Below are 18067 nucleotides of genomic sequence, written 5' to 3' on the forward strand. Positions count from 1 at the left end.
TCTCGATCGCCAAGGTTTGTCGCTGACCTGCGCAGACGCGATCGCCGACGCAGTAGGTGACATAGCCGAATCACAGAACGAATCTGCCAGTGGGATTGGCGGATCAACGCTCTCAGCAGGACTGGCCTGTTGATCAACGACCGACCCCTCGAGAGGAATCAGGCGGGGATGATGCGCCAGCGCTGGTTGGCGAGGCCAAGGTCGGGCCATTGGCCGACGTCGGCGCTGTTGGCGGTCGACTGGCCCTGTACCTCGAGGACCTTACCGCTGTGACGGGCCACCAGCGCGAAGACGTTGGGCGCGGTCCAGACGAGCCGCCACTGCTGGTTGGTGCCGCCGAGGTAATCCCACTGCACGGCCTTGGCGCCGTCAGCCGTGGACTGGCCGGAGATGTCGACGCATTTGCCGTCCATGTTGCTGAGGATCTTGAAGTGACCGCCTCCAGCGTCCTCGAACCTCCAGATGTGGTCGGCGGAGCCGACCGCCGGGTACTGCTGCAGCTGGGCGCCGTTCGCGGTGGACATGTTGTTGATGGCGAGCACGTCGCTGGTGTGGGTCACCTGGAGCTTCACGGTGCCGTCCGGGATCAGGCGCCAGTTGTGGTCGGTGGTGCCATTGTCCGAGAACTGCACCACGTTCGCCGAGTCGGCCGTCGACATGCCCGATACGCCGAGCACCTTGCCTGAGTTCTTGTTCTTGATCCGGACGTAGCCGGTCGCGTTGTCGAGCACCTGCCACAGGTGGTCGGCCGTGCCGTTGTCGTCGAACTGCACGACTTGAGCGGAATCCGCGGTGGACATCACGTCGACGGCGAGCAGCTTGCCCGAGTTGACGTTCTGGATTTTCACCCAGCCGTCGCCGTTGTCGAGGAAACGCCACAGGTGATCGGCTGTGCCGTTGTCACCGAACTGCACGACCCGTGCGCTGTTCGTGGTCGACATCGAGTCGACGCCGAGCACCTTGCCGCTGTTCTGGTTCTGGATGCGGAACGCGACGCCGGCGCTCTGCCACGGCGTGCCGGCCCCGATCGTCGGAAACGAGGTGATGCGCAGGCGGGCCGCGCCCATCGGAATGAGGGTGATCTGCTCGATCGCCTCGGTCGAGGGCGTTGGGCTGTCCTGCAGCGTCGTGACGATGGTGTCCGCGTCCGCCTTCCAGCCGGTGATCCTCCGGGCCGGGGTCGTGATCCTGATTGGCGCGTTCGCCGCGGTGAACGGGTCGTTGACGTTCCCTAGACCGGTCGTCACGGAGAACTGGGTGGCGCCGTCGAGCCCGTAGTTCCACGCCGAACCGGGCCGCACCTCGCTCGTGGGCCACGCCGCCGAGCCGCCCACCCGGGTCCAGCTCTCGGTGATCGCCAGCGAAAAGGTCAGCGCGCCGAAGTCCACCGACACCGACCGATGATTCGCCGTCCAGGTGCGGGTTTTCGCCTGCATCGGTAGTTTGAGGACGATCCGGTCACCGTTTGCCCAGGTTCTGGCAATTTTTGCGTACGCGGGCCCGCCCGCCACAGTCTGCGCGGCGCCGTTCACCGTGAGACTCGGGCTTGTGCACCATCCGGGCACGCGCAGGTAGACCGGGAACGCCAGCGCCTTCGGCGTCGTCACCGTGTAAGTGATCGTTTCCCCGAATGGGTAGACCGTGTCCGCCTTGATCGAAACGGTGGTGCCGTCGCCGACCTTCGCCGTCACCGTCGCGGGCCCGTGCAGTGTCGCGGCCAGCCCGCCGTCGGGGGTGGCCACCCACATCTCCTCGACGTAGTACGGCCAGCCCATGCCGTAGTTGTGCGGGCAGCAGCGGTAGTTGTCGATGCCCAGCATGTACGCCTGCATCGCGAACCCGTTCTGGAACTGGCCGGCGTGACCCGGCCGGTCCAGCAGGGCGATGCTGTTTGCGCTGGTGACGTAGTGGATGCCCGTCTGCTGCGGGTCGAGCGCTGCCGGCAGTGAGTTGAAAGCCAGGTTCTCCGTGCGGTCACCCCAGATCGGGTCGCCGGTGATCCGGGTCAGGATCTCGTGGCTGGCCATGAACTCCACGATTCCGCACGTCTCGAACCCCTGCCGCGGGTCGCCGAAGCCGGGGCGAGCGTTCTCGTCACCGGCGAACCCGCCGCCCGCGAACTGCCCGTACGAATTCATGATCATGTTGTAGTCGTTGTAGCTGGCCGCCCGGTGCGAGGGGTCCCCACTGAGTACCGAGTAGACGGCCGGCTCGCGGAAGCCTTGCGCCAGGTTCACGTTGTGCAGCGTCGGCAGGTTGTCGATGTAGTTCGCCGAGTTGCCGTGGATCTTGCGGGCCAGGTCGAGCAGGAAGCTGTCGCCTGTCTGGTTGTAGGTCCAGTAGACGACCTCGAGCGTGTCCGCCCAGCGCTGGGCACCCCAGCTCTGGTTGAAGGCACTCACCGGCTGAGCGTTCATGAAGTGGAAGAATCGGGTGAACGCTGGGACGATCCGGAAATCACCGGTGAATTCGGCAAAGGTGCGCAGCGCGTGCAGCATCGGCATGTGCGGCCAGAAGTCCGGGCCACCGTTGAGGCTCGTGCGCTGCGCTGTCGGGCCGAAATAGCCGTCACCGGCCTGCGTCGCCAGGATGCCGTTCACCCACTTCGCGGTCACACTCTGCGTGTTCGCGTCACCCGTGACGTAGCCGAGGCTGGAGTATCCCTTGAGCCAGTAGGGCAGCTCCTCCCAGCCGGCAAGGTCCGGGTGGACCCATCCGGTGTTGTCGTACTGAAGGAAATGCGAGACCTCGGTCATCCGTCCGTTGAGGCCGTTCAGCTGGTAATTCAGCTGGGTCGCCAGCCACCCGGCCGCCTTGGTCGAGCCGGGTTTGAGCTTGATGAACGCCTCGGGCTGCAACGGGGCCCGGTTGGTCACATAGCCGGGCGCGGCCGCACGCGCCGCACCGCCACCCACGAACGGTGTCACGGCCGCTACGGCCGCGACGGAAGTCAGGAGCGTTCGACGATCCACGGGTGACCCCCTGCGTGCGAATGTGCGGGAAAATGTTCGTTCACTTGCGTTGCCTGATCGTAAAACTTCAATATCTCTCTGTAAAGACTGCGACCAGTGCGCTTGACGGGTGACTCTTACTGCGCCCGGCAGCGCCGGGAACTACTGGCCCGGCGCCGTGCCGCGGACCCGCCGGCGCTGCGGGTGCCCGAGCGAGGCGAAACACCGATTGCCGCCAACGGTGTGAAGATCATGCTGCGGCGCCGCGGTGCGCTCGCCGGTGTGGCGACTGTTCACGCGCATCGGTGGCGGCACAACTTCGCGCACGAGTGGAAGCTGGCCGGCGGTGATACCGGCGATCTGATGCTGGTGCCCGGTTGGGCCTCGGATGACGTGCCGAGCCGCGATGGCGCGTATGCAGCGGCGGAGCGGGCGCGGGCTCGGTCATTCCAGCCGCAGACCGAGGAACCTCACTAGGCGGCTTCGGCGATGAGTGGCAGCTCGGCTGGCAGCGGCTGCTCGGCGGGACGACCGAAGTGATAGCCCTGTGCCAGCCGGTAGCCGAGCCGGTGCAGTTCTGCGGCCTGCTCGGCGGTTTCGACGCCTTCGGCCACAGCGGTCATGCCGAGCGCGTCGGCCACCTGGATCAGGGCCGCCGCAATCACCGAGGTTCGGCCGCCGACGGTCACCTCGTCGACGAACGACTTGTCGACCTTGAGTGCGTGCGCCGGCACGGTGCGCAGCAAGGCGAGCGACGAATGCCCGGTCCCGAAGTCGTCCAGGGCGATCCGTACCCCCATCGCGTCCAGTTGGTGCAGCGTCTGGATGGCACGGTCGGTCTCGAAGACGGCGGTCTCGGTGACCTCGACCGTCAGGCAGGAGGCGGGCAGCCCGCTGTCGGCCAGCGCGGACGCCACGACTTCGGCCAGGCCGGGGCGGGCCAGCTGCCGAGCGGACACGTTGACACTCACATGCCGCGGCGCGGCCGGACCGTGCTCGGCATGCCAGCGGGCCATCCGCAGGCACGCCGTGCGCAGGATCCAGGCACCCATTTCCACGATGGTCCCGTTGCGTTCGGCGACGGGGATGAACTCCGCCGGGCTGATCACTCCGCGGTCGGGGTGGTGCCAGCGAACGAGTGCCTCGACGGCGATCTGCCGGCCAGTGGGCAGTTCGACGATCGGCTGGTAGACCAGCCGCAGCTGGCCGGCATCCAGCGCGGTACGCAGTTCGGCCCCGACACGTGCGTCCTCGCCCGCGCGCCGGTCGAGTCCGAGGTCGTACCAGCGGTACGGCTCACCGAGTTCCTTGGCCGCGTACATGGCCACGTCCGCGCGGCGCAGCGCCTCCACCGGGTCGCCGAGGCTGTCCGTTTCCGTGAGCCCGATGTTCGCGCTGATCAGCAGCTCGTGTCCGGCCACCCGGATCGGCTGCGCGAGCAGGCGGCGGACGTGCTCGGCGACCTCGGTGGCGCTCTCCCGCGAGGCGGCCGGCAGCAGCAGGGTGAACTCGTCGCCGCCCATCCGTGCCACCGAGGCCGGATGGTCGGCGGCCGCGGTGAGCCGGCCGGCCACCTCGGCGAGCAGCAGGTCGCCCACCCGGTGACCGAACTGGTCGTTGATCTTCTTGAAGCCGGTCAGGTCGAGCAGGGCGATGCAGCACGGACCGTTGCCCAGGGCCGCGCTCAGTTGTGCCTGGAACCGGCGGCGGTTGGCCAGGCCGGTGAGCTCATCGTGTAGGGCCAGCTTCTCCAACTGGCCGGCTTGTTTCTGCACCCGGTTCACGAATCCCGACATGCGTGCCGAGACGAGCAGGAACAATGCCACCGTGCCGGCGGCCGCCACCATCCAGTCCGCGGGGCGGGCGGCGACGCCGGGCACGAACAGCAGGCCGGGTGCCAGCAGGGAGCACACGGCGAGCAACGCCTGGCGCCCCCGGCCGAGCCCGGTCCCCACGCCGTGCGCTATGGCGGCCGGCCGTGCGGACATGGAAGGGTGCAGCGCCGCGGCTCCCCACAGCACGTAGGACAGCAGCCATGCCGCGTCGAGCGGGTTGCCGTCGTCGAAGCTGAGATGAGCGGTCAGCACCGAGTAGCCGACGTCGGCGACCAGCAGCGCCAGGGCCGCTCCGGCGAGTAACCACGTGCTGGCGGTGCGGGCACCGGGCAGCGTGAACAGACCGGCCAGGATGGCCAGCAGCATGACGTCAACAGCCGGATAGGCAGTGTTGATCATGCGTTCCAGCGGGGTGTTCGCCGCGGCGGCGGCCGCGGGGTGCAGCACGAACACCCAGAACACCAGCCCGGTCCCGGTCGCCACGATGGCCGCGTCGAGAAGGTGCCGCGGCCGGCGGCCGTGGTGCTGGCGCACCAGTCGCACCAGCCCTGCCCCCAACAGGGGATAGCTGCCCAGGTAGAAGATGTCAGCGACGGACGGGAACGGTTCCTGGTGCAGCCCGTACTCGTAGATGTTCCAGATGACGTCGCCGGCGACGTTCATCAACTGTCCGGCCGCGAAGAAGATCCACAGCGCCCGCCGCGACGGCCGGTGCAGCCACACCCCCGCAAGCATCGCCAGTCCGGACAGCAGACCCATGGCGTTGTACGCCACGGCTTGCGCGAAGCCGCCGCCGGGAAGCAGGAAGTAGCCGCCGATCGCTGCGATCCCGAGGGCAATGGTGAGCCACCACAGCCGCCGTCGCAGCCCGGTCCCACCGCGGAAAACCTCATCGGCTGCGGGTGCCGGCACCGGGCTGACCGTCCCACTGGCGCGGCGTCCCGATCTCACCAAGGACGTATCGGAAGCAACCCGCCGCGATTAAGTCCGACTGTTCAGCGCTACGTCACACCTTCGCGTCCGAGCGCCCGTCCGGCACCGTGTGCAGACGCCGGCACCTACGCCGGCATGCTGACCTGGCCTCCGGCCAGCGCCCATGGCGGCCTCAGCCGGTGCGGCGCGCGGTATGGCCCATGCTTCTCACACCTGACATCCATCGATATGTCAGTGGTGGTCGGCAATGCTGCTTACCGATGAACAGCCTTCCAGGGCTCGAGTTCCTTCCTGACCGCAGAACCATCGAGAAGGGCCATCAGGGCTCGGCGAGGTCGGTGCGGAGCTGGCCGCTGACCGCGCCGTCGCCCGCAGCGAGGTTGTACCGGGACGGGTGCGTGGAGCTGTTCGAGGAGGTCGCGACGACCGGTACAAGAATGCATGCAGTAAGGCGCGCTCTGATCTGTGATCAGCAATCAGATTTCCCGGCCTGAGCGCTGCTACGCCCGCCGCACGCCCGGCCGCAGTACCTGGCAGGAGGACAGATCGTGACGGGCAACCGGGAACACCGCCTGCCCGCGACGAGGGAGCAAGAACCTCGTCGAAGGGGCGAGCCTCCCCGTTATGGTCACATCCCCGGTCCGGTGACCGATACATGGGAAGACATCGGTGACCGGACGTGGGGCGAGCAGGCGGGAGAATGCAGGTTGTCGACACGACGGTTGTCTCCCTCGCTGACGGGCCTGGTCGGTGCGGTGATGTGGGTGATCGCCGCGGCGTACACGGTGGGTCTGGTTCTGCAGCCTCCGGGTTTCGTGGTGGCGGTGGACGTGTGGCTCAACATCGCCGCGATCGCCGCGCCGGCGCTGGTGTGCTGGGCGGCTGTCCTGACCGCAGGTGGCCGGCGGCTGGAACTGGTGTTCATGGCGGTCGGCTGCACCAGCTACGCGATCGGTAACGCCCTGCTGGCCATGGCCGCTGCCCGGCACGTCACGGTGGTGACCCCCGCTTGGAGTGATGCCGGATTTCTGCTGTTCTATCCGGCGGTCCTGGCCGCGCTGGTCACCGTGGCGCGTCGTGCGTTGTCGCGGCGTAGCGGCCAGGTGTGGTGGGACGCCGCCGTCGCCGCCCTCGGCGGGGCGACAGGCCTCGCCGTCCTGCTGGCCCCGGTGTTCTCCGGCATCAGCGGCAGCCCGTTGCAGATGATCGTGGCCGCCGCCTATCCCGCCGCGGACATGACGCTGGTGGCGGTGCTGCTGGGTCTGATGTGCCTGCACGGGGCCCGGTTCCCGCGCCGGTGGCTACCGCTGATCGCCGGGCTGGCGCTGTTCGCGGCCGCGGACATCAGCTACACGCTGCGGGTAGCCGCCGGCGGCTACACGGTGGGTACTCCGATGGACGGCCTGTGGGCGCTGGGGCTGGCCACCCTGGCCACCTGGACCGTGCGCTGCGGCCGGGAACGCTCCGGCGCCGGCATCGATTCCGGGGAGCAGCCGTATTCGCCCAGTCTGCTGGTGCCCGGGCTGTCCAGCGGTGTGGCGTTGGCCGTGCTGGTGGCCGGCAGCACCGCCTCCCTATCGCGCGTCATCCTGCTGCTGGCGACCGCGACCGTGCTGACCTCGGCAGGCCGTACGCACGTGGCTTACCGGCAGCTGCGACGTATGGCGCAGCTCACGCGCGAGGCTCGCAGCGACGACCTGACCGGCTTGGCGAACCGGCGTGCCTTCTACGACCACGCCGGCCGCCGCCTGGCCCAGGGCAGCCCCTTCACGCTGCTGCTGATCGACCTCAACCGGTTCAAGGAAGTCAACGACAGCCTCGGGCACCACGTCGGTGACCAGCTGTTGCAGCAGGTCGCGCGGCGGCTTGCCGCCCAGATACGGGCGGGGGACCTGCTGGCGCGCCTGGGCGGTGACGAGTTCGTGGTCCTCGCCGACGCCGGTGACGCCGACGCGGCCCTGAGCATCGCCGACCGGGTGCACGAGGCGTTGAGCGCCGGCTTCGAACTGGACGGCATCACGGTGCACGCGCACGCCAGCATCGGCCTCGCCCTGGCCCCGCACCATGGCAGGGACGTCGCCATGCTGCTGCGCCGCGCCGACATCGCCATGTACCGGGCCAAGAGCGGCCGGTACGGCAACCAGCTGTGGCAGCCGAACAATGACGAGGCCAGCGCCGACCGGCTGCGGCTGCAGCAGGAACTACGCGAGGGCCTGCGCACCGGTCAGCTGGTGCTGCACTACCAGCCCAAGATCGATCTGCACGACGGTCAGGTGCACAGCGTCGAAGCGCTGGTGCGCTGGCAGCACCCGCACCAGGGGCTGCTATACCCGGATGCGTTCCTGGGCCTGGCCGAGGACGCCGGCCTGATGCACGAACTCACGACGACCGTCCTGCACCTCGCCCTGCGTCAAGCCGCGCACTGGCATGCCGCCGGCCATCCGCTGAGCGTGGCGGTCAACCTTCCGCCGTCGGCGCTGATGGACGCGCAGCTGGCCGCCCGCATGACCGACCTGCTGCGTCAGTACGACCTGGCTCCCGCCGCGCTGCAGTTGGAAATCACCGAAGACGCGATCATGGGCGACCGGGAACGCGCCGCCGCGGTCCTCACCCAGCTGCGGGCTGCCGGTGTGCGCATCGCCATCGACGACTTCGGCACCGGGTTCAGCTCCCTGGCCTACCTGCGGGACCTGCCGGTCGACGATCTGAAGCTGGATCGCTCCTTCATCATGCCCGCCACCAGCGACGACCGCGCCGCAGCACTGGTCTCGTCCACCGTCATCCTCGCCCACAGCCTCGGCCTGCGCATGGTCGCCGAAGGCGTCGAAGATCTCGCCGGCGCCGAGCAACTCCAACGTTTCGGCTGCGACCAGGCCCAGGGCTACCTGTACTCGCGCCCGGTACCGGCCGACCAGTTGATCGCTTGGATCACCTCCCGTGCGTCGGCTGCCGCGGCCGCAGCGGGCTCAGAGCCGATCCCTGCCGCGGTCGCCGTCGGCTGAAACCGGGGAACATCCGGCATCGCGGGCCCGCCGTCCTCAGCCGGGCGCGGGCTCGGCGCCGGCGGCCCGGCTGACCTCGGCCAGGCGCTGCTCCAGGAAGGCGCGCTCCGCGGCGTTCGCCGTGAGCTCCATCGCGCGCCGGTACGCCTGAGCCGCGCCGGCGGCGTCGCCGAGGCGGCGCAGCAGGTCGGCGCGGGTGGCGGGAAGGTAGGGGTAGTCGGCGAGCCGGGGCTCGGTCGAGAGCTCGTCGAGCAGCGGCAGGGCGGCGGCCGGGCCGTCCGCGAACGCCACAGCGGCGGCCCGGTTGAGCGCGACCACCGGGGTGTTCCACACCGCCAGCAGCAGGTCGTAGAGGTGCACGACGCGCGGCCAGTCGGTCTGCTCCAGGGACGGCGCCACCGCGTGCACGCCGGCGATCGCCGCCTGCAGGGTGAACCGTCCCGGTGGTCCGGACGCCAGTGCCCCGGCCGTCACCGTGAGCCCCTGCAGAATCGCGCGCTGATCCCAGCGCGTCCGGTCCTGGTCGGCGAGCAGGAGCAGCCGGCCCTGCTCGTCGGTCCGGGTGGCCCGGCGCGCGTCGGTCAGGAGCAGCAGGCCCAGCAGGCCGCGGGTCTCGGCCTGCTCGGGCAGCAGCGCGGCGAGGGTGCGCGCGAGGTGCAGGGCCCGGTCGCAGAGCTCCGCACGGACGAGCGCGTCCCCCTCGCCGGCCGTGTGGCCGGTGCTGAAGAGCAGGTGGACGGCGGTGAGCACGCTGTCCAGGCGCTCGGGCAGCTCCGCCCGGCCCGGAACGCGGTAGGGGATCCGCGCTTCGGAGATCTTCTTCTTGGCCCGGGTGATCCGGGCCGCCATCGTCGGCTCGGACACCAGGAAGGCCCGGGCGACGTCGGGCGTGGGAACGCCGCAGACCAGGCGCAGGGTGAGGGCGACGCGGGCCTCGGGGGCGAGGGTGGGGTGGCAGCAGGTGAACACCAGCCGGAGCCGGTCGTCCGGTACCGCGGCGTCGGGCGAGTTCGGGTCGGCCGGGTCGTGCGGATCGACGGTCGCCGGCTCCACGAGCAGCGGGAGCTTGCGCCGGAGGGTGACCTCGCGACGCAACCGGTCCAGCGCCTGGTTCCGCGCTGCCGTGGTCAGCCACGCGCCGGGCCGCTCCGGGACGCCGTCCCGGGTCCAGGCGCGCAGCGCGCTGACGTACGCCTCCTGCGCGCATTCCTCCGCCACGTCCAGGTCGCCCGTGACGCGCACCGTGGCGGACAGCACGAAGGCCCACTCGGATCGGTGGGCCTGCGCCAGCGCGGCAGCGACCGCGTCCGCCTGCAGGGCGGACGCGGTCGGCTCGTCGTCGGCAGCGATCAGAACGGGCTCGTCGTCGGGTCCACGACCGGGCGGACCTCGACACCGCCGCCGGGAGCCGGGCACAGCCTGGCGATCTCGACGGCGTGGTCGAGGTCGCGCGCCTCGACGACGTAGAAGCCGCCGAAGGCCTCCTTGGTCTCGACGAACGGGCCGTCCGTCACCGTGCCGGCACCCTTGATCGTGGTGGCCGTCGTCGTGGGCGCGAGCGCCTCGCCGCCCGCCATGGACCCACCGAGCTCGGCGACCTGTTTGACGAACGTGCTGTGCGCGTCGACCACCGTGCCCCATGCCTCGGGCGACATGTTCGCGTAGAAGGCCGGGTCTTCGTAGATGAGGATGGCGTACTTGGCCATGGAGCTGCTCCCTGCACCGGTTCGCGGGCCGGCCTGTCCGGCTCCGTCATCAGCGACGACGAACACTCTGCCGCCGAATCGACAGCCGGGCCGGGATCTTCTTCAAGATTTTTCCGGCGCCTGCCGCCGCCGTGCATGTCGGAGTCCGCTTCGCGTGCTGAAGGAGGTCGGCCGAGCCCGTGATCGCCCACCGCGTCCAGCTACCTGTACCTGGATACACCCCGGTCGGGGTCCCAGGTGCAATGGCACACGCGGCACGGAAACGGATCGTCGTGGGTGTTCCTGTTTCCCTGTCAAGTGAGGCGCATCGTGGTTCGGACCGAGGTAGTTCGTCGTTCGCGGGTATGGCCGATGGCCACCGTCTTCTTTGCCGTCGCCACGGTAGCGGCCGGGGTCTTCGGCGCCGTGCAACCTTTCACCGGCATTCCCGAAGAGGTCATCCAGCTGACCCAGTTCGGGCCGGCCGTTGCCGTCGCGGTGCTGGCCGGGGTGTGGCCGGCCCGCACGAGAGCACTGCTCCACGGCGCCGGCTCCGGCGAAGCGCGGACAGGTCCGGTGCTGTTGAGCACCGCTGTACTGATCGTCGCCGGCGCGGTCGGGGCCCATGGCGTGATCACCGGAGGCGTCGGTTTCACCCGGCCCGAGCATCCGTTCCTGCTCATCGCGGTCGCCCAGCTGATCGGTGCGTGCGGCGAGGAGATCGGCTGGCGCTGCCTGCTGCAACCGCTGTTGCGTACGCGGTTCGGCCCGCTCACCGCGTCCGTGCTGGTCGGCCTGCTGTGGGGTCTCTGGCACGTCCCCGTGTTCGCCGAGGGCCCCTGGTACGGAGGCCTCTTCCTGCTCGCCACGATCGCGCTGTCCGTGGTGATGGGCCTGGCGCTGGAACGGGCCCGGTCGTACCGGCTACTGCTGGCCGCGGGCTTCCACACGTTGATCAATCTAGGCATGCTGCTGTTCATGAACGAGGAGTCCGGCGCCGTACTGCCCATCGCCCTTTTCGGAGCGTCCGCCGCGGTGGCGGCGCTCGTGGGGACGGCATCTCGCCGATGATCAGGGGGCTCTGGCGATGCCAGCTCATGAGCTGGTTCACAATCGTGGGGTGGCTCACCGGGTCCCTGACGATGCTCGCGGTGCTGGCGCTGCCGGTCGGCGTCGGATTCCTGGCGGTCACGCCGGCCGCGGTGCTGCTACGCCGGGTGTCCGACGTCGCCCGCGGCTGGGCCGGGGTGACCGACCGGCCCGGCCCGCTGCCCTCCCGCGCGGTCGCCATCCTCGGCACCGAGGCGTTCTGGCGCGACCTGACCTGGGCGATGGTCGACCCGCTGACCGGCGGCCTGCTGCTCGCCGTCCCGATCGCCTTCTTCTGGTACGGGATCTTCGGCGTCCTCGTGCAGCCGTTCCTCTGGCGTTCGCTCGGCCCCGGCAACTGGTACGCGTTCATCCCGGTCGACAGTGTTGCGACCATGCTGGCCGCACTGATGCTCGGCGCCGGCTTCGTCGCGATCGCCCTGACCAGCGCGACGGTCGTCCTGGACCGGCACGCCCGCTGGACCCGACGGATGCTCGCCGAACCGCGCAACGCCGCCCTCGCGCGGCGGATCGCGCAGCTGGCCGACACGCGCGCCGAGGCCCTGGACGCGCAGGCCACCGAGCTGCACCGCATCGAACGTGATCTGCACGACGGTGCTCAGGCCCGGATCGTAGCCATGGGCATGACCCTCGATCAGGTCGCCCGGCTGCTCGACACCGACCTGCCGCAAGCGCGCCGGCTGCTGGTCGAGGCTCGCACGACCTCCGACCGGGCGCTGACCGAACTGCGCGATCTGGTCCGCGGCATCAACCCGCCGGTCCTCGCCGACCGGGGACTCGGTGACGCCGTCCGTGCCCTCGCGCTCGACAGCTTCCTCGACGTCGAGGTCGCCGCCGAGCTCCCGGGTCGGCTGCCGGCACCGGTCGAGTCGGCCGCCTACTTCGCCGTCGCCGAACTACTCGCCAACGCCGGCAAACACGCCCGAGCCCGTACCGTCCGGATCAGCATCACCCACGACGGCGACGCGCTGCACCTCACGGTGACCGACGACGGCGCGGGCGGCGCCGATCCGGCGAACGGCACCGGGCTGCGCGGCGTGCGGCGCCGGCTCGATAGGTTCGACGGCACCCTCGCCATCGCCAGCCCGCCGGGCGGCCCCACCCAGGTGACCATGGAGATTCCGTGCGCGTCGTCCTCGCCGAAGACCTCTTCCTCCTCCGTGACGGACTGAGCCGTACGCTCAGGGAGCACGGTTTCGAGGTGGTCGCCGCGGTCGACAACGCCCCTTCGCTGCGGCACGCGCTGCTGACCGAGAAACCCGACGTCGCCATCGTTGACGTACGCCTGCCGCCGTCCTTCACCGACGAAGGCCTGCGGGTCGCTCTCGAGGCCCGCCGCGAGCTGCCGGGTCTGCCGGTGCTCGTGCTGTCCCAGTACGTCGAGCAGCTGTACGCCCACGAACTGCTGGCCGACGGCGCCGGTGGCATCGGCTACCTGCTCAAGGACCGCGTCACCAACGCCGAGCAGTTCCTCGACGCGGTCCGCCGGGTCGCCGCCGGCGGCACCGTGCTCGACCAGCACGTGGTGGTCAAGCTCCTGGCTCGCGGCGAGGCACGCGGCCGGATCGGCAGCCTCACTCCGCGCGAGCGCGACGTCCTCGAACTGATGGCCGAGGGCCGCTCCAACGCCGCGATCGCCGCCGGTCTGCACATCACCGAGAGCGCCGTCGCGAAGCACACCGCAAGCATCTTCGCCCGCCTCGATCTCGTACCCTCCGACGACGTCAACCGGCGGGTACTGGCGGTCCTGGCCTACCTGAAGCGCTGAGCGCCGATACCGGCCGAGACCGGCTCGGGACGTGCGGTCGCGGTCAGCTGCGGCCTGCCGGCCCGCCACGAGCCGACCGCCGCCTCGTTGTCCCAGACCAGCGCTTTCGGGACCGCACCCAGGCCGGTCAGCAGCCACCAATGCCCGGCAAGCAGGTCGGGGGCCTGCCGGGTCGGGATCATCATCGCTGTCAGCCAGCGCGAATAGCCGATGACCGTCACCAGCACTGGTGGCCTGCCGACCTGCCCGAACCCCAACGGCACGTCGACCGGCGGAAACCAAAGGTCACACTGCGCGAGCTCACCCGGCAGATACTCGGTGCGAAGAGGGGAGACAGCATGCAAATCGCGCGCGATGAGGAGTTCTTCCACCTCAAGCTGACCCGGCACGATTTAAACACCCTAATCTCGGCCCTGGGATGGGCCGACAGACTGATACCGTCTGATGACGTGTTCCGTGAATACGTGGGCCGATCTAGGGAGTCATTCAACCTGCTACTGGCTGAGCTGGTTGATGCTGGTAGGAGCAACTCGTAGAACGGCTGGAGATAACGCCGGCACCCGCCTGATGCGCCGCAGGAAGAAATGATGAACCAGAGGGCCCGTTCGAGTTTCCCACTCGAACGGGCCCTCTGCATTGGGCGTGCTGACGAGGCCGCCATGGCCTGCGGCGAACGCTCGCGGCGATCGGTCTGGCGCTCGCGGGCCGGGCAGCGCACGGCTCGCCGCGGTGCTGGGGATGATCACCAGTCGCAGCAGTTTGCTGCGACTGGTACGGGCGCTGCCAGACCCGCCCGAGCATCTAGAGATCCTTGGCCGCCGAGTTCTGCACAGTTGTGTCAAGTTTTCCGCTCGGCGTAGCGTGGGGACGCCCGGCAGACGGTGCATCCGTCACTACGCTCCACGCCGAAACAGGGAATGGGCGGTGGGATCGTGCCCCTGTCATCTTCACCAAGTGAGCTGCCTATCGGTGAGCGCCTCACCGGCATCCGGCGATCCTATTATGTGTACGGCGCGGACCTCTATGCCCCGAATGGGCCCTTGGAGGTGTCTTTCGAGAAGTCCGGAAGCTACCTGATACAGGCGGGCTCCAGCGGGGAGGCGCTCACCATCACTCAAGGCCCTTGGACTGAATACTTCGAGGAGCCACTTTCCGTTGAGAATGAAAAATTCGTTCGAGAATCAGGCAAATGGGAGATTTTCGATATGGGTTCCTCGGCGTGGAGCTATCGTCAATACCTCGGGCGGAAGCTGGATCGGTGGGAGTCGGGCGGGTCACCGTCAATGGCGCAGTCATTGACCTTGATATTCGGGACCTACTCTATAGTCGTACAATCGGGGGGCGACGAAACTAGGGTGACATTCCATCGTTCAGCCTAGATGATGTCTGGACCACGTTTTTGTGTATCCTGCGGATTGCCGAGCCCTTCAGGGCCCGGCAGAGAGGCCGAACTTGTGCCCCTCGCAGGAGTATGAGATTTCAGTATCCGTAGCCACGGTGGCCAGGGCGCGCCGATGGATGACGCTCGGGCTGGCCACGTCGATCATCGGGTCACGGGTCGTCGATGGTGGCTCGAGCGGAGCGGTGGCGGAGAGCGTCCTGCCGTTGGCATGGCTGGCCGTCCTCGCGACCGGGAGCGCCGGCATCAGTTTCGCTGCCCCGCTGATCGCCAGATTGACCGCGCCTCACAGCCCGGCCAGAACCCTGGTCGCATCTGATCTGGCTGAAGCCGTGGTATCCGTCATCGCCCTCATCCTGCTCGTGGTGTCTCCCGGCGGAAGATCGACCTTGTTGGGTGGGTATCTGCTGGTCGTGGCCGTCTTTCCGGCCATTATGGATGTCGTAGAGGAGTTGTACGGTCAGCAGATAGCGCAACTGGATGAGAAAGAGGCGCTTGCCTTCAACACGAACATCTACTCGGTGCTGGGTTTCGTAGGGCTGGCGGTCGGAATGCCACTGGGCAGTTGGCTGACCGGTCGATCGATCGTATGGCTGGTGGCGGCGAATGCGCTCTTCTCCTTCATCGGTTTTTCCTTCCGGCTCGTCAGCTCCCGTACGTTGATGGTCGGAGCGATCTACGACCAGGACGTAAGTGAGTGCAGCGCGGTCGGCGGACGAATGAAGCTGCGAGAATTTCTCTCCGATCTGCTGCGGACCGGTCCGACGTCACCGGCGATGGAGTTCGTGCTCAAGGTCGGGGCCACCATGGCGGGTGTCTTCGTCTACCTGTGGGTGGCCTCGTTCACGCCGTGGCCGGCGGGCACCGCGCTCGCTGCGGTCCTGCTTGCCTTCGGTGTGGGCGCGACCATCGGACCGTATGTCGCTCCGGTCCTCCGCCGCACTCTCGCGCCGAGGACCGCGTTGCTGGTCACCTACTCCTTCGCCGCTGTGGTCTCGTCTGCCATGGCCGTTTTCGCGGGTGTGGTCGAGAGACACCGCCTCTGGGTGATCGGCTTGGCGTTCGTCCTGGCGCTCGGCGTCGTATCCCGCGCGCGTGCGGTGTTGACGGTGACGCTGCGTCAGTAGGCCTTCAAAGGCAAGAGGTTCGTACGGATCATGAGTTGGTCGTTCAGCTTCGTCGCGGCGGCCTCGATCCTCGGCAACTGGCTGGGGGTGTTCCTCGATCTACCCGCCCGGCCGAGGCTCGCTCTGACCGCGTACGCGGTGTCGTTCCTGATCGCGATCGTCGTCGTGCTTCGCGCGCTTCCCAGTGAGTCGCCGGCCGGGCATCGGTCGACAGTGCCGGCGTCCGGTCATGACCTTCGTCGAAGATCGTGAAGCGGTTCGGGTATGACTTTCAGCTGCCGGCTCGTGCGCAGATCTGGCGGATGCCGCGGTGGAACATCTCGTCGGAGCTTCCCGGGGGCGCGGCGAACAGCAGCGGGAACCGGGCCGTCAGCGCAGCATGGTCGACGTCCCCGGGCGGCGCGGTCTCCGGCTCCGCCTGCTCCTGCAGCACGAAGCCGGTGACGTAGCTCAGCACCACGTCGGCCAGCACCGTGCGGTCGGCCTCGGGCACCCCGCCGTCGCGCAGGGTGGCCAGCAGCCGCTCCATCAGCGCGAGGGCCTGGGCGCTGAGCATGGCCGGGCTGCCTGCCAGCAGCAACGGCCCACCGGCGTGCGCACGCAGCGTCTGGCGCAACGCGCCCGCCTGTGCCTCGACGCGGTCGGCCCAGCCCGCCGACTCCGGCAGCTCGGCCAACGCCTTCTCCCCGGCCTCGAAGGCCCGGCTGGCGAGCCGGTCGGCGAGCAGGACGAGCAGCGCCTCCTTGTTGCGCACGTGGTAGTAGAGCGACCCGGCGTGCACGTCGAGCCGCTCCGCGACCTGCCGCATCGACAGCCCGGCGTATCCGTGCTCGGCGAACGTGAGCATGCCGGCCTCGACGATGCGCTCCCTGGTCAGCTTCACGGGTCGAGCATACCCACTTTCAAACGGTGTTTGAAACTGCTACGGTCGATTCAAACACCGTTCAAAACCAGGGGGATGACGATGGACGTGGTGCTCTACAACATGGTCACGGCGGCCGTGCTGATCCTGGCGTTCAAGGCCGCCCAGCGACTCGCCCCGCGGCGGCGCTTCCCGGTGGTCGCCGTCGCCCTCACCGCGCTGATCATCGGCGGCCTGATCCTGCAGGCCACCTGGCCCGGCGCCATGGCCGCGCTGGACAGCGACCCGTCCCGCAGCGGCTGGTGGCGGCCGCTGACCTCGGTGCTCATGCAGAACGGCGGCTTCACCGGCGATCTGTGGAACGTCCTGACGATCGCCGGTATCGCCGCCTACGCCGAGTGGTACTGGGGGCGGCTCGCCGCGGCCGGACTGTTCCTGGCCGCCGCCCTGATCCCGCACTGGCTGGACGTGTTCGTCGGCGACGCGCAGGTCAGCAACGAGCCGCGCAACTGGGCGGGCAGCTCCGGCGTGACCTACCTGGTCGCGGCCACCCTGGCCGGCGCGCTCGCGATCCGGGCGCTGCGCACCCGGCGGGTCAAGGACGGCCTGCTCGCGGTCGCCGCGCCGCTCGTCGGGCTGGCGACCTGGTTCGTGCAGGACAACGCGCACGGCCTGATGATCGTCGAGGGCTTCGTCGCCGGCGCCGTGCTCGCCGCCCTGTTCACCGAGCGCCGCGTCGACCCCGAGCCCGCCACTCTGGCGACGGATCAGCGCCGCACCGTGTAGTGCAGGTGCAGGACCCGGTCGCCCCGCACCACGGCGTCCGGATCCCCGAGCAGGACGGTGCCGGTGTGCGCACCGAAGAATCGCTTCCCCGCGCCGAAGACCACCGGCACCACATCCATCGCCACCTCGTCCACCAGGCCCGCCGTGAACGCCTGCCCGCCCACATCCCCGGCGGTCACACAGACCAGGCCGTCACCCGCCACCTCCTTCGCGAGGCCGATTCCGGCCTCGACCGATCCGGCGGTACGAAAGGGAGCGTCCGGGAACCGGGCGAGCCACTCCGCCGGCAGCGGCCGATGGGTCACCACGATCACCTGGTCCCCGGCGGCCGGCACTCCCGCCCAGCCGTCGGTGGTGTCGAACAGGTGGCGGCCGATCACCGTGCACTTCACGTCACCCCAGAACGGCCGCACATGGTCGGCGGACGCCCGGCTCACCCGGAACGCCCACTGCTCGTTCGCGTGCACGGTCACGTCCCCGTTGCCGTACCAGTCGAACAGCGGCCCCACCGAGTCGTCCGGATACGCGATGAACCCGTCCACCGACACGACCGCCTGCATGATCACGCGCGCCACGGGCCCACTCCCTCGTCCGCTCCACCCACGACTA

Annotated in this window: 14 protein-coding genes and 1 pseudogene; 8 read left to right on the top strand and 7 right to left on the bottom strand. The window is 69.0% G+C overall.

All coding sequences use genetic code 11. From position 1 onward, the window contains the following. Positions 1–158: 158 nt before the first annotated feature. Positions 159–2927, bottom strand: coding sequence for an RICIN domain-containing protein (locus tag ACSP50_RS17285; protein WP_197688151.1), 2769 nt, complete (start codon positions 2925–2927; stop codon positions 159–161). A gap of 267 nt (positions 2928–3194) precedes the next feature. Here ACSP50_RS17285 and ACSP50_RS17290 point away from each other — a divergent pair, with 267 nt between their 5' ends. Continuing rightward, complete coding sequence (locus tag ACSP50_RS17290; protein WP_052311604.1) at positions 3195–3428, top strand: hypothetical protein; 234 nt, start codon at positions 3195–3197, stop codon at positions 3426–3428. Here ACSP50_RS17290 and ACSP50_RS17295 read toward each other — a convergent pair. Further along, positions 3425–5698, bottom strand: a complete 2274-nt coding sequence (locus ACSP50_RS17295; RefSeq protein ID WP_014690529.1) for a bifunctional diguanylate cyclase/phosphodiesterase — start codon at positions 5696–5698, stop codon at positions 3425–3427. The two genes, ACSP50_RS17290 and ACSP50_RS17295, sit on opposite strands and share 4 nt — an antisense overlap. A gap of 728 nt (positions 5699–6426) precedes the next feature. Between ACSP50_RS17295 and ACSP50_RS17305 the strand changes: the two genes are divergently transcribed. After that, on the top strand, positions 6427–8721 hold the full coding sequence (locus ACSP50_RS17305) for a bifunctional diguanylate cyclase/phosphodiesterase (RefSeq protein ID WP_155123531.1): 2295 nt from the start codon (positions 6427–6429) through the stop codon (positions 8719–8721). Between the two features lie 36 nt (positions 8722–8757). On the opposite strand, the gene ACSP50_RS17310 is transcribed toward ACSP50_RS17305, so the two are convergent. Continuing rightward, entirely contained in the window at positions 8758–9978 is a 1221-nt protein-coding gene (locus ACSP50_RS17310) for an RNA polymerase sigma factor (protein ID WP_014690531.1), read from the bottom strand. A 92-nt stretch (positions 9979–10070) separates the two neighbouring features. After that, positions 10071–10427 (bottom strand): YciI family protein, encoded by a 357-nt coding sequence (locus ACSP50_RS17315; protein WP_014690532.1) that lies wholly within the window; start codon positions 10425–10427, stop codon positions 10071–10073. Positions 10428–10778: 351 nt separating this feature from the next. Between ACSP50_RS17315 and ACSP50_RS17320 the strand changes: the two genes are divergently transcribed. Genes ACSP50_RS17320 through ACSP50_RS17330 form a run of 3 tightly spaced genes read left to right on the top strand, consistent with a single transcriptional unit; the run spans position 10779 to position 13284 of the window. After that, positions 10779–11477 (top strand): CPBP family intramembrane glutamic endopeptidase, encoded by a 699-nt coding sequence (locus ACSP50_RS17320; RefSeq protein WP_014690533.1) that lies wholly within the window; start codon positions 10779–10781, stop codon positions 11475–11477. A 26-nt stretch (positions 11478–11503) separates the two neighbouring features. Continuing rightward, positions 11504–12688: a sensor histidine kinase gene (locus ACSP50_RS17325; RefSeq protein WP_172898767.1), complete on the top strand. Its 1185-nt coding sequence runs from the start codon at positions 11504–11506 to the stop codon at positions 12686–12688. Next, entirely contained in the window at positions 12640–13284 is a 645-nt protein-coding gene (locus ACSP50_RS17330; RefSeq protein ID WP_014690535.1) for a response regulator transcription factor, read from the top strand. The genes ACSP50_RS17325 and ACSP50_RS17330 overlap by 49 nt, the downstream gene beginning before the upstream one ends. Positions 13285–13325: 41 nt before the next feature. Here ACSP50_RS17330 and ACSP50_RS17335 read toward each other — a convergent pair. Further along, positions 13326–13607 (bottom strand): annotated as a pseudogene (locus tag ACSP50_RS17335) (IS21 family transposase); the annotation flags it as partial. A 1195-nt stretch (positions 13608–14802) separates the two neighbouring features. Here ACSP50_RS17335 and ACSP50_RS17340 point away from each other — a divergent pair. Beyond that, on the top strand, positions 14803–15810 hold the full coding sequence (locus tag ACSP50_RS17340) for an MFS transporter (RefSeq protein ID WP_014690538.1): 1008 nt from the start codon (positions 14803–14805) through the stop codon (positions 15808–15810). Between the two features lie 30 nt (positions 15811–15840). Continuing rightward, the gene (locus ACSP50_RS17345) at positions 15841–16062 is read left to right on the top strand and encodes a hypothetical protein (protein WP_014690539.1); all 222 of its coding nucleotides are present in this window, start codon (positions 15841–15843) and stop codon (positions 16060–16062) included. 19 nt (positions 16063–16081) lie between these two features. Here ACSP50_RS17345 and ACSP50_RS17350 read toward each other — a convergent pair whose 3' ends face one another. Next, positions 16082–16693, bottom strand: coding sequence for a TetR/AcrR family transcriptional regulator (locus ACSP50_RS17350; RefSeq protein ID WP_014690540.1), 612 nt, complete (start codon positions 16691–16693; stop codon positions 16082–16084). A 75-nt stretch (positions 16694–16768) separates the two neighbouring features. Here ACSP50_RS17350 and ACSP50_RS17355 point away from each other — a divergent pair, with 75 nt between their 5' ends. Continuing rightward, entirely contained in the window at positions 16769–17458 is a 690-nt protein-coding gene (locus tag ACSP50_RS17355; protein WP_052311605.1) for a hypothetical protein, read from the top strand. Here ACSP50_RS17355 and ACSP50_RS17360 read toward each other — a convergent pair. Then, positions 17440–18033, bottom strand: coding sequence for a dihydrofolate reductase family protein (locus ACSP50_RS17360; RefSeq protein WP_014690542.1), 594 nt, complete (start codon positions 18031–18033; stop codon positions 17440–17442). The genes ACSP50_RS17355 and ACSP50_RS17360 overlap by 19 nt on opposite strands. Positions 18034–18067: the final 34 nt, after the last annotated feature.

It is taken from the genome of Actinoplanes sp. SE50/110 (genome assembly GCF_900119315.1).
GTDB lineage: Bacteria > Actinomycetota > Actinomycetes > Mycobacteriales > Micromonosporaceae > Actinoplanes.